Source organism: Magnetococcus sp. PR-3 (genome assembly GCF_036689865.1).
Lineage (GTDB): Bacteria > Pseudomonadota > Magnetococcia > Magnetococcales > Magnetococcaceae > Magnetococcus.
On sequence record NZ_JBAHUQ010000028.1, the window covers coordinates 50,761 to 64,358 of the forward strand.

Consider the following 13,598-nt stretch of genomic DNA (forward strand, 5'->3'; position numbering starts at 1 on the left):
ATGATCTATTTTTTTGACCGATGACACCACTGTTGCCATAAGTCCCGATAGACCCCCTCAACAGCCTTTGCATATCCCGCACCATCTGCTAGAGGGGAAGCTTCCATACGTGCCCGCATCCCTTGTCGGAGTTGCGCCAAGGCGGGAAGATCACTGGCCATGGCCACCGCATGATCCACATACGCTTGGTGACTGGTCACCGCCCAATGCTCCAGCCCTGCAATGCTTAAATGGCCCACACTATGCCGCCCCGCCAAACGGTCACCATGCAGTGCCACCACAGGAACCCCCATCCATAAGGCTTCTATCGTGGTCAACCCACCGGAATAGGGAAAAGGATCCAACGCAATATCCATATCCCCATAACCCGCTAAGAGTTGGGCATGCGCCACACCACCATCCAACTGAAGCTGATGGGCTGGCACCCCATGCATGGCAAACGTATCCATAACCCTTTGCTGAGTCTGCACACCATTTAACCCATGGGTCCGCAAGATCAACCTTGAAGTAGGCAACCTTTTGAGCAGTTTACTCCACAGGGCAATTACTTCTGGATTGATTTTGGCCATGTTGTTACAGCACCCAAAGGTGATGTGACCGTTGTTGAGGGCCGGTAACGGTTTGACTTCTGGCATATAGGGGGGGGGTGCATAGACTGTATTTAAATACCCAGGGAGATACTGTAAAGGCTCAGAAAAACAAGAGGTCAATACTTCTGGTATTTGGTAGGGGTCGGCCAAAACAGCATCCATACGGTCAATTCCGTTGGAGCTGTAGCAACCACCAGCCAAAATTTGTACCGGTGCGCTACCTTTAACCAATAACATCATCCGATTACCACGGGTATGACCGGAAAGATCCATTAACAGATCAATCCCATCTTCAGCAATTTGCTGGGCCACCACCTCATCTGGCTGCCCAGCGAGATCATACCAATGATCCACATGTTTTTGACACAATGCCGTCAGCCAGTCATGCTTGACGGTGCTTGAATAGACATAACTCTCAACCGCCTGAGGATCATGATTTTCAAAGAGGGGCAGATGGAAAAAACCCAATGGATGCTGGCAAAGATCCGCACTGATATACCCCACTTTTAATCGACGGTGGGGATCTGGGTTATTGAGAAAATGAGGTTCCGCAAAACCACGGCCATGGTGCTGCTGCCAAACCCTTAATGCCTTAGACAGGTCAGGCCCTGTATAGTGGGTCGTATAGTTCAGGCACATCAACATATTACTGCGGATATCACGGTTCTCTTCAAGCGCTAACGCTTGCTCAAAATGCACAATCGCTTCATCCGCCAACCCAACATCCACCAACGTATTGGCGAGATTATTGTGGGCTGCAATAAAGTTTTCCTCCAGCGCCAAAGCTTGTTCAAAATGCTGCCTTGCTTCTAAGTGACGGCGGGTTTTACGCAGCAACACACCTAAACCATTATGGGCCTCTGCCAAATTGGGGTCACGTTTGAGTACCTCTCGGAACAGATCTTCTGCTTCACGATGACGTTCCATTTGGTTGAGCAGCAGCGCCCGGTTACATAAATGTGCCACAGAATCGGGATTAAGCATCAGTGCCTGAGCATAAGCCGCATCAGCCCCGGATAGATCCCCACGGGCACGACACACCTTGGCCAAACCATCCCATGCGGCATCCAGTGGCTGTTGCTGCAAAGCCTGTTCAAAGAGAGCCTGGGCTTTTTCCAACTGCTCTTGACGCAGTTGGTTATAGCCGTAATTCACTAATAACGTGACACTTTCATCCCCCGCAGACATAGCCTGTTGAAAATGTTCAGCCCCTTTTTCCAACTGTTGCAAGCCGGTATAGAGTGTACCCAGTTGCCGGTGTCCATCTTGATGTTGTGGATCAACCGCCAACACCGCCAGTAAGCGGGCTTCAAACTGCACCTTGTCCTCACGCATTTGGCTAATAAGCGCCAAATGGTAAAGCACAACCGGATGCTCAGGGGCTGCATTCAAGATCTGTAGATAGAGCGATTCCGCTTGATCTAACAAACCCTGTTTATGCCATTGTGCCGCCTGTTTAAAGGCCTCTTCCAGTGTCATATCGACCCTCAATAGAATAAGGAGTGAAGGAGACGAATCATGCGTAAAACGTGCCACTCCCACCCTTAAGGATCACCCAATAATAAAGGGACGACAGGCGCTAACCTGTCGTCCCTTCCCTCCCTGGCCTCCCCCCTCGAAGACCAGCCCCAATACCATTCATGAGCGGTTTAAGCTGCAATAGCTGTTTGCATCTCTTTAACCAAAGTGCTTTTAAGCTTGGTATGTTCTCCTGTAAGAACAAAGCCTTCAAGCACACCGCCTTCTCCCATGTAGCGCCCCATCACACCTTTAGGTGTGTGGCTCATAAACCAAGAGCCAGCCCGGTCTCCAGGGGGCATGGTCACAATGGGGTGAAGGGTTGTTTTAATAACCACCGGCATAATCGGGTAGATAACAGGTGTTGGTTTATGGGCCAGCGTGGCGGCCAATGCACGCCCCCCAACCATTAGAGGCTGCACGTAAGGTAAATTGGCACCATTAACCTCTGCACAGTCCCCCAGTGCATAAATATGGGGGTCTGAGGTTTGTAGATATTCGTTGGTCACAATCCCCCGATTAACAGCCAATCCGGCAGCTTTGGCCATATCGACATTAGGTTTTAGCCCCACCGCAGAGAGCACCAGATCCCCATCAACCACAGTGCCGTTCTTTAATGTGGTCTGATAGTGGCGACCCTCTTTTTCAATGGCTCCATTAAAGGTTTCAAGGTGCCACTGCGCCCCCACTTTTTTCAAAACCTGTTGTAAAGCTCGCCCAGCCTTTTCTGGAATGAGGGTGCTGATGGGCCAAGGGTCGGGGCCAACCAAAGCCACCTTCTTACCCACCTTTAGTAGATCGTTGGCAAACTCACAGCCAATTAATCCAGGACCGATAAGAATAACCTTTTCGACATCCTTTAAACGGTCACGCCACTGCGCATAATCTGCTAAAGAGTTAACCTGCATAACATCGGATGCCCCTGTCCCCCGAAATGGAAGCTGAATCGGGTTCGCGCCCACAGCGAGCACCAACTGTGCATAAGAAACCACTTGACCATCCGTCAGAACCACTTGCCGTTTGGCCGGTTCAATATGATCCACAAAGGTATGGGTTAAAACCTGAGCATCCAACTGTTCAGACATCTGTTCAGCACTGGCCATAACCAGACCTTGTGCATCTTTGTTCTGTGCCAAAGCGCTGGACAACATGGGTTTGGAGTAAAAAGATCCATCATCCCCTGTGATCAAAGTAATGGGGCGGGAATCTTTGAGCTTTCTCAACTCCTTGGCTAGCCCGTAGCCAGCTAAGCCAGTTCCAATAATCACCAATGGATTCATGGCAATATCTCCGTATCACCGCACAAAGCGGATTGAATTTCTTTATTGGTACCTTTTCGGTACTATATATTGGGAGCGAAACAGCTGAGATTTGGTTCCCTGAAAAACAGAGAAGAAAGCTTTGCTACCACACATTCACTCATTCAGCTGTTAGGAACCGTACAGAAAAAGCGAACGGACAGATGGTATTAAAAAGGGGCGCGGTATTGTTGAGAGGTGGGGAGGTTATCCATCCAACATGGTGTGTACGCTGGTAATTGCATCCAACAACTGCTGTTTACGGAAGGGTTTGGTCAGATAAAAATCACTTCCACACTCCATGGCCTTATCCAGGTCCCGGCGTACAGAGAGTGCGGTTAAGGCGATAATGGGTGTACGAAGACGGTTGTTCTGTTTCTCCCACTCGCGGATCTTACGCATGGCACCATAACCGTCCAGCACCGGCATCAGAAGATCCATAAGCACCATATCATAATGGCCGGTTTTAAATTTATCCACAGCCTGAGCGCCATCATGACACAGCTCCAAGCGGTGATCACTTTTTGCCAGGAACGCGCTCACCAGCTTACGGTTATCCTCGGCGTCATCTGCCACCAAAATGGAGAGCGGCCTCTGCTGGGGAGGGGGGACAAAACCGGACTCTTCATTTAAAATATCCAGCGAGCTTTCGGCTCTTGGGAAGGGCAAATTGACGGTAAAGACGGCACCAACACCCTCTTGGCTCTCTACCCCAATATCTCCCCCCATAGCTTCAGAGAGATGCTTGCAGATGGTTAGGCCCAAGCCAGTCCCACCAAATTTTCGTGTGGTTGTGGTATCCGCCTGAGTAAATGGATGGAAAATTTTCTCCATCTTTTCGCTCGAAATGCCAACCCCTGTATCGCTGACCTTAAAGAAAGTACGGTCCGCAGCACCACGGGTAATGTGCAGTGTGACACGCCCCGCACTGGTAAATTTAATGGCGTTGGAAAGCAGGTTAACCAAAATTTGACGAAGACGGTCAGGATCACCCATCACAAAGCGGGGAACCGCTAACTCGATCTCTTCGACCAGCTCAATACCTTTTTGATTGGCTGCAACCCGTTTGATCTCACAGATCTCACGAACCAGTTTGGGCAGATCAAACGTGGCATACTCCAAATCCAGCTTACCGGCTTCAATTTTTGAGAGATCCAACGTCTCATTCACCAGATTAAGCAGCAGTTCACCAGCATTGCGGGAGATCTCCATCAACCCCAGTTGTTCCTCTGACAAAGAGGTTTCATCCAACAACTCATGGGTACCCAAAATGGCGTTCAAAGGGGTCCGGATTTCATGGCTCATAATGGCCAAAAATTCACTCTTGGCGCGGTTACCCGCTTCCGCCTCATCCTTACGCAGTTCGGCTTCACGGGTGGCCAGTTCCAGTTCCGAGGTGCGCATACGCACCTGTTTTTCCAACCGATCCCGATGCCGCTTCAACTCAAGTTGACTATGAACACGCCGACGCACCACTTCACTGTGATAGGGCTTGGTTATGTAGTCAACAGCCCCCAGTTGGAACCCTTCCGCTTCATCCACCACCTCTTTTTTGGCACTGACAAAGATAACGGGAATTTCTTGCGTGGCTTCTGTTGCTTTAAGACGACGGCAGACCTCATAGCCGTTCATCTCCGGCATCATAATATCCAACAGGATCATATCTGGTTGATGCTGGCACTGGGCCAACATCAGCGCTTCTGGGCCACTCAACGCAACCAAACGTTCATAGTCAGTCAAAATTTCCTTAAGCACATCCACATTATCCGGCTGATCATCAACAATCAGTAGCCGCTCTTTAACACTGTGGGCGCAGGTAAGATGTTCTTCTGCAATCTCATACTGCAACGCCTTGGAAATTTGCAGCACACCCTGGAAGGCCTCCTGAAAATTATAACGCTCCACATGCTTACGTACGGTCCAATAGGCTGTGGCTGCCGGGGTATCCTTAAGGATCTCCCCAAAAGCATCCAATAGCGCGTCAACTTCTATACTGTGGAACTTCAAACGCCCTGCCAGTTTATCCAACAGCGGTCCAGCAACCGTTAAATCCGTTTCCAATATGGGGAGTTCACCACTGACCATGCTCTGCACAACCGCCGGGCTCTCCCCGGTTTGATGTCCACGGATCCCCTCAAGCAACTGTTCCAACCGTTTACTAAAACTGTGGAAGGCAGCCTCCATGACCGCTTCGTGGCCATCCGCAGCAGCCAGTTCCAAAGCGACCGCTTCCTTGGCCAGTTCCTGCGCACCCAAAGCTGCAGCACGCCCCCGCAGCGCATGGATCTCACGACTTAACGGGTTCCATTCACCCTTGCTACAGAGATCTGTGAAGAGGGGTAGGCTCTCCCAATAGCGTTGATAAAAGCGCCCGAGCAGCACCACAAACAGATCATGGTTGCCCGCCAAACGGTTAAGACCCACTTCAGGATCCACACCACGCATCATGGGGACTTCATCCCCTCGAGAGATCACCTCATACTGCTGTGCCATGCTAGGTAGTGTGATCCAGCGTTTTAAAACGCCATAGAGCCGCTCCGGGCGGATCGGCTTATCCAAGCTCTCTTGAAAACCCATACTCTCCAGATCCACCAAATCTTCATCGGTGGTTCCGGTAGACAGCGCCACCACGGGTAATGGCTTACCTTTTTCTTTATCTCTTATACTTTTAATCGCCTGCATACCATCCATGACCGGCATATGCAGATCCATAAGCACCAGGTCATAGTCAAAGCGCGCCATACGGTCCAGGGCTTTTTGCCCATTTTCAGCCAGATCCACCACCAACCCGACCCGCTCCAGCAGCTCCAAGGCGACCTGTTGATTGATGGGGTTATCTTCCACCAACAAGACATGGGCACTACCAACATGGCGCCCAACCTCAGACTCAGCAGCCAGCTGCTGTACTTGGCGCCGATCCCGATGCTGATCCTGCTCTTGCCAATCCCCACACAGCGCAGAGATTAAACGCTCGCGTGCAACCGGCTTATCCACACAGACATCCACCCCTGCCCGTTCCGCCTGGGTTTTGATCTCCTCCATACCAAACGCACTAAGCAGCACAATGTGTGGATAGGATAATCCTGGCAGGGCGGCATCCAGCGCAGCACGTATTTCAATGGCAGAAACAACCCCATCTTTACCGGGCAAGCCCCAATCCAACAACAGATAGTGGAAGGGTTTTTCTCCTCCATTTTCAGTTAAAAGTACCTGCAAGGCTTCATCTGGGGTTTCGCAGAGTGTCGGCGCCAAAGAGAGCGATGTGAGTAGCGCTTCCAGATGATCCCGAGAGGCTGGATTATCATCCACCACCAAAACCCGCCGGCCCCAAAGGGTCTCCGGTAACATGGGTCGGTTACGACGATCCTCGGAGTGATGGTCCACCATCACATCAAAACTGAACAGACTACCTTCCCCAGGGAAACTCTCCGCCCAGACCGCACCATCCATAAGCGTGACCAAACGCTTAACGATAGAGAGCCCCAACCCTGTACCACCAAATTTACGGGTTGTTGAGCTATCGGCCTGTACAAAGGGGGCAAAAAGATGGGGCAGTTGCTCAGGGTCAATACCAATACCAGTATCCTTGACCGAGCAGTTCAAGCGGACCCGGTGCTCCTGCACAACCTCCGGTGTAATGGCGACGGTAATGAAGCCATTTTCTGTAAACTTAATGGCATTACGGATTAGGTTGATTAGGATCTGCTCTAGACGCATCGCATCGCCATAAAGCACCTGGTTAAAACCAAGAGGGGCCAAAAAGACCAGATCTACATGGCGATCCGCCGCCTGCTTACTAAAGAGGTCAGCCAGCCGTTCCAACATAAAATGGAGATCAAACTTGACCGGATCCAGCTCAAGTCGCCCCATATCCATTTTAGAGAAGTCCAGAATATCATTGATAATCCCCATCAATGAGTGACTGGCATTTTTGGTTTTCTCTAAATAGTCTCGTATTTTAGGCGTTAAATCCCCACGCAGTGCCAAGTCGGTAAAGCCAAGCACAGCATTCATCGGTGTGCGGATTTCATGGCTCATATTGGCAATGAATGCACTTTTGGCTTTACTGGCAGCTTCCGCCGCGGCCAAAGTCTCTTCTAATGACTTAAGAAGTTGTTTTTTATCTGTAATATCTTGAATAAATGCGGTGAACCGCATTTGATCACCCTGCTTCATGGCAGAAAGGGCAATCTGTAAATCGATAAGCTCCCCATCAATCCGCTTACCGGTGGTCTCCATCCGGCGCTGAATCGATTCAACATCTCGCTCACCCGTCACCAATGCCGCCAGCGCTTGAGCATGTTTGGGTTGAAGGTGTTCAGGGATCATGTGTTCAGAAAGGCACTCACCAATAATGGTACGGGCATCATACCCAAACAGCTTCTCTGCTGCGGGGTTGTAGCTGATGACATGGCCTTTATGATCTGTGGTGATGATGGCATCTAAGGCATTATTTAACACCGCCTTATGCCGTACCACCATTTGCTTGAGCTCTCCATAGCGCTCAATACTTTCCGCACTTTGGTAAACCCGGCTAATTAACTCCTCCGGTTCATAAGGCTTAACCAAAAAGTCATTGGCGCCAGCCTTGATAAACCCAACCGCCAGTTCCGAACGCCCCGCCGAAGAGAGACCGATAATGGCCATATCATCCCGGCTGTAACGTGAGCGTAATTTGGTGGTGAGCACCACCCCATCCATATGGGGCATTTCATAATCGGTAATGACCAGATTAACGGGTCTTTTTTCTAGGGTCGCCCACGCTTCTACCCCATCCTTGGCTTGCAGCACCTCAAAACCGTAGCGCTGTAGAAAAAGACTGAGCACCGAACGGGCACTACGAGAGTCATCCACCACCATAATGGAGAGGTGTCGGTTACGCTCCACCCGCGCCACACTATGCAAAACAGCATCAATGACGCTTCGGTTATTTTTAACAAAGTAGTCCAGCACCCCTTTTTTAAAAAACTGGGTGCGCATTTTATCGTGGGTATCACCGGTTAAAACGATGGCAGGCAGGTTATGGTCCAGAACCATATCCACCACCTCACCATTGGGGGCATCAGGCAGGTGCAGATCTAGGATAGCCAGCAGATAGCGTTCGGCGTTGGCCTCCAGCCGAGCTTGAGCCTGAGCAAGCGTCGCAGCCCAGGCAACATTAAAACCCAGACTTTGCTGAATACGACCCTGGAGCAGGGAGGCGAAACTTTTGGAATCCTCAACAAGGAGGATGCTCACCATTTTATCGTTAGCATCGACCATCTGGCCTCAAATACAAGCAAAAGTTACAAAAAGGGTATATGCCAGTGTAGTCGCTTTAAGGGGTTGATCTCAATTAAATTACTTTGCTAAATACGCTTATTTGGGCTGCCGTCCTGGAATAATGTTCAATTCATCCAAAGCCTGATCATCACGGGCGGCATAGCACCAAAAGCCCTCTTTATGGCAAAGACGCTGATAATCTTGAATACGTTGCAGATTTTTAGGATCATCACGCTCGCCATTATCCACATAATCAACCGACAAGACCTTATTACCTGGCGTTGCCGCAATGCGCCGCAAACGTTTGAGCCGCTGTTTTAACCATCCTTGGTCCTGCTGTTTCTCCGTTTTGACGTACCAAACACTTTCCACCCCAATACCGTTGATTGTGGCCAAATAATCCCCACCCCAATCATGATCGACAATGGATTCACCATTTTGGGGAATGATGAGAAAATCCCGCCCACCCATTTCACGGGCTGTTTTGGCCATGCGCATGACCAGAGCAATCATGCGTTGTGCGGCATCCACCGTACGCCGAGGATCTCCAGAACGAACCTGCTCATGCCCTTTGGGTAAACCATGGCGGGTTGGGTCAGGCCAATACTCAAACGCATCGATAATATCCAGATAAACCCCACGAAAACCTTGTTGCACAATACGTCTAAGCTCCGGCTTTAAAACATCTTGCCACCACTCCTCTTCCCAATAACGTACTTTAAAGTTACCGGGCCAGTCGGGGTTGGTCTTCCCCAACCAACTCGGGGCTAGATCGGTTGGTTCATGAGTTTGAGCATCCACCCAGGCATCGTTCCAATAACTCCGATAGTTCTCCGCTTCGCCAATGGAGAAATAAGCAACGGGGAGTTTGCCTGCATTGGTGATCAAATCGATTTCTTTTTGGGTATAACGGCTCCCCTCATCACCATGGCGTGTTGGATCCATGACCACCAAAGGAAAGCGGGTTTTTACAATGGCTTTTGGATCGGCATCCTGAAGTTGATAAAGCCAATCTCTATCCGCAGCATCCACATGACCGACCATACCCATACCCAACACCAGAAAAAACATCCATTTTGAGCCAAACATGCCAAACCTCCAAACCCCATATAATTTTGGCCATTTTACCCACTAGACAAGAATCGGAGAAGAAAAACCTGCCTCTTAACACACAACTGCCACAATTCTGTTCGTTCTCTCTATCCAACCCACACCTTTGGAACATCTTGGGCTCTGTATAACGATCCTGTACATTAAAGATATCTCTTCTACCAATGGAGCTATTTGGATGAGCCTTTTACATGTGGAGCAGTTAACCAAAGGTTTTTCCATGGGGCAGAACCACATTGAGGTCCTCAGGGGCATTAACCTTGACGTTCAAGCAGGAGAGACGGTTGCGATCATGGGCCCCAGTGGCAGTGGCAAAACCACTCTGCTCAACTGTGTTGCTGGAATTGAACGGATGGATAAAGGGCAGATCATTCTACAGGGAGAGGTCGCTCAACATCATCAGGAACAAGCCAGCGCACAGCTACGTCGTCACACCATGGGTATCATCTTCCAGTTTTTTAATCTGGTTCCCATGCTAACGGTACGGGAGAATATTGCTCTGCCCTTATTCATTGATGGGCAAGATCCTACTCAGCACCAAGTGTGGATCAACACCCTGCTATCCATGGTGGGCATGCATGACCGGGCAAACCACCTACCCGCCCAACTTTCAGGGGGGGAGATGCAGTTGGTCTCCATTGCCCGCGCCCTGGTTATGCGCCCCCCTCTTTTGTTGGCCGATGAACCCACAGGTAATGTCAACCCAGCCACGGGTAAGCGCATACTTCACACACTAAAAGAGGTGGTAGAAGAGCAAAACTGCGCCCTTATTCTTGTGACCCACAGTGCCGAGCATGCCGCATGGGCACACCGTGTCTGTTTTTTGCATGATGGGCACATTCATCATCAACTAACGCCTCAGACAGAGCAGGATTTTCTTACCCTTATTTATAATCAACTGGCACAACTGGGTATTTAAGGGGAGGCAACGATGTCTTGGACACTCTATCTCCTTTTAATACGCCGGACACTCCAAACACACCCACTCCATTTCATCATTGCCCTGCTGGGCGTGGCCAGCTGTATGATGGTGGCCGGGGTCATTTTAACCCTGGACCACGTTAGCCTTAACCAGCCCCAAGCCGTACAGCACCAGGAGCAGACCACGCGGCAAAAGCTGGTTGCCCATGAACGGGGGCGGATCCCCCTACCCCATATTCAGTGGATACAACCGACCACCAGCAAGCCCTCAACATCCCTGGATCAGGCGCAGGAACAACGAGAAGATCAAGCCTTTCGTATTTTGATCCGTGCTGCCTCTCAAGTCACATTCTTAATCGGCAGTTTCATTATTTTCCATACACTAACGGGTCATTTAAGCGGTCAATTAAAGGCCTTTGCCTTGTTGCGCTTATTGGGCAGTTTTCGTCGCCAAATTGTTCATATTCTATTGGCTCAGGCCCTACTGCTCGGAGCCTTGGGTACTTTGCTTGGGGTGCTCTTGGTGGCGCCGGTCACCAAAGTGTTAATCTCCAAAGGTCTCTCTACGTTGGGGCACCCCATCCTGTGGACCGGGCAGATGCCATGGCTAGAGCTAACCCTTATGGCTGGTTTATGCCTCATGATCACCACAATCGGTGTTATTCCCTCATTATGGACCGTGTGGAAGATGCCTATGAGCCAGGCTACCCAAGCCCACCCAGCCACCCCAACTTGGACGGTTGAAGATCCCAAGGCCTACCTGTGGCTGCTTCCCCTACTGTTTGCCGCAAGCTATCTGCTGATGCACCCTTTTTTAACCAGCTGGGTCTCGGTGGCTTTACTGCTGCTGGCCGATGTTACCGCGCTGTTTATCTTTGTGGTGCTATTGATCTGGTTTGTACGCCCCCTCCTTAATGGAGGTATTGCAGCGATAACCAGCCTTCTAAGATACCTACACCCCATGGAGGCCTTCTTAACGGGGCGCGCCATGATTTATCGGCGGGATACCCTGCTCTTTTCTTTTAACGCCCTCACCGTGGTTTTTGCCTTAACCATTGCGCTGCATGTGGTTACCCACAGCATGAAACATCGTATTGTTCAGGATTTTTATCAATGGAGCACCCCCTACACCATGCTGGAGCGCAACCCTTTTGTGCCCATGGACCCAAAATGGGTTACCCAACAGCTTAACAAACAGGCACTCCACCTCATTCCACTCTCCAACAAGGGATTGGTGGGGGGTCTCCCTTTTCGCTTGGTGGATCAGCAAGCGCTCAATGCCTTTCGTTTGGCCAGGGGTAAAACAGAGCTGCCGCCAGGTGTAGCCATAATTAGCCACGAAATGGCCCACCAAAAAGGCTGGACTGTTGGACAGAGCATCGAACTTATGACACCTAAGGGTAGGTGGAAAATCCCCATTGCCGAGATAAACAACGATCTTGGCCTGTTGCTGGAACCCACGCCACTTAGTCAACTTAAACAACGTATTTTGGTCACCTCAGGTACGGCACTCTTCAAAACCGAACTGGGCTCTTCATTAGGACGTTATGCCTTACTGCACCACAGCCGTATGAATACCAACGCCCAAAGTTTACGGCATCTGCTTACCCCCATTTACAAAAGCAAAGCCCACCAAGGCTATGTTGCCTACAACCGAGCACGGGAAATTAACCGGGATTTTGTCATTGTTGATCTTATTTTGGCGGTCACAATCGTACTGGTCTGTATGGGTATGACCCACACTCAGCTGATCCAGCTGCAACAGAGGGGTGGTGAGTTTGCTATTTTCAACAGCTTGGGCATGAGCCCCAACCAACGCCGACGCCTTCTACAATATGAAGGGGTAACGTTAGGTATACTTGTCACGCTTACGGCCATGCTCATGGGCCATGTGGCAGGGTGGATGGGCATTGAGATCGTGCAACAACTGACGGACCAACCCCACAGCTACCACTTTTCACGACGGGATAACTTGATTTTAGGGGCCTTTATTCTGCTCAGCAGCTGGCTTGTGGCCTACCTTCCCGCTCGAGCGGCTCATAAACAGAGCTTTCACGGCTTACCACAAATGGACTAGGGGGCCCAATCCTTAAGCGCATATTTTTTAAGAATTTGCTCTAACTTACCTTGCTGGCGCAACAGGTGAATACCTGCATCAAGCTCCTTTGCCAACTGTTTGCCACGCTCACCCTTTGGTGAAAAACCTATAAATAGAGGAACCGCATCATCGGCATGCCCAGCCAACTGCAACTGTCCTTCCCAACGGTTCTTTTTCAACATATAGCGCAGTACAGCATCATCATCCAGCGTAACATCCAGACGCTTGGCCAGGATCAACCGCAACCCCTGTTTTAAGGGATCGGTACCGAAGAGCTTTTTAACCCCCTCTGGGGTCTTGGCAAAATATTCATCCAGAGCATCCCCATAGGCAAACCCTGGCGTTATCCCAACAACCAACCCCTTCAGATCTTCCAAATTCCGGTAGGTCCAGTTGTGATTACGCCGGGCCACAAAGGAGACACTACTCATACCAATCGGGCTTTGAGGGTAGATCAGTTCAGGCGCCTCCTCTTGGGCAGCACCAATCACCCCATCTACACGCCCTTGGTCGGCCTCAAGCAACGCTCTTTCCCAGGGCATATGTTGGTACACCAACTTTCGCCCATACTGCGCAAAGGCTGCTCTGGCCAGCTCAACAACATAACCCTGCTGATCACCCTGGGTACGACAATTATAGGGGCACCAAGGGTTGGCCACCAAAATAACCGGCCCTTTCTCTTCTCCATAAGCAGGCTGGTTTATATTACCGATAGAGAGGGTCAGCAGCAGCAATAGTATGGATATATAGCGCATGAACTTTCCTTGTAAACATAGACCTAACGGCATAGGAGATCTTTAA

Annotated in this window: 7 protein-coding genes; 2 read left to right on the top strand and 5 right to left on the bottom strand. The window is 50.3% G+C overall.

The window, feature by feature from the left end; genetic code table 11:
* Nucleotides 1-5: 5 nt before the first annotated feature.
* The 4 genes from V5T57_RS14905 to V5T57_RS14920 all read right to left on the bottom strand — a co-directional run bounded on the left by V5T57_RS14905 (nt 6) and on the right by V5T57_RS14920 (nt 9,757).
* A complete protein-coding gene (locus V5T57_RS14905; RefSeq protein ID WP_332892036.1) occupies nt 6-2,069 on the bottom strand; it encodes a tetratricopeptide repeat protein in 2,064 nt (687 codons plus the stop codon).
* A gap of 170 nt (nt 2,070-2,239) precedes the next feature.
* Nucleotides 2,240-3,388 (bottom strand): NAD(P)/FAD-dependent oxidoreductase, encoded by a 1,149-nt coding sequence (locus V5T57_RS14910; RefSeq protein WP_332892037.1) that lies wholly within the window; start codon nt 3,386-3,388, stop codon nt 2,240-2,242.
* 225 nt (nt 3,389-3,613) lie between these two features.
* Entirely contained in the window at nt 3,614-8,668 is a 5,055-nt protein-coding gene (locus V5T57_RS14915) for a response regulator (RefSeq protein ID WP_332892038.1), read from the bottom strand.
* A 96-nt stretch (nt 8,669-8,764) separates the two neighbouring features.
* On the bottom strand, nt 8,765-9,757 hold the full coding sequence (locus V5T57_RS14920; RefSeq protein ID WP_332892039.1) for an MJ1477/TM1410 family putative glycoside hydrolase: 993 nt from the start codon (nt 9,755-9,757) through the stop codon (nt 8,765-8,767).
* A gap of 199 nt (nt 9,758-9,956) precedes the next feature.
* Between V5T57_RS14920 and V5T57_RS14925 the strand changes: the two genes are divergently transcribed.
* Entirely contained in the window at nt 9,957-10,697 is a 741-nt protein-coding gene (locus V5T57_RS14925) for an ABC transporter ATP-binding protein (protein ID WP_332892040.1), read from the top strand.
* Nucleotides 10,698-10,709: 12 nt separating this feature from the next.
* The gene (locus V5T57_RS14930; protein ID WP_332892041.1) at nt 10,710-12,776 is read left to right on the top strand and encodes an ABC transporter permease; all 2,067 of its coding nucleotides are present in this window, start codon (nt 10,710-10,712) and stop codon (nt 12,774-12,776) included.
* On the opposite strand, the gene V5T57_RS14935 is transcribed toward V5T57_RS14930, so the two are convergent.
* Complete coding sequence (locus tag V5T57_RS14935) at nt 12,773-13,552, bottom strand: substrate-binding periplasmic protein (protein ID WP_332892042.1); 780 nt, start codon at nt 13,550-13,552, stop codon at nt 12,773-12,775. The two genes, V5T57_RS14930 and V5T57_RS14935, sit on opposite strands and share 4 nt — an antisense overlap.
* Nucleotides 13,553-13,598 lie beyond the last annotated feature (46 nt).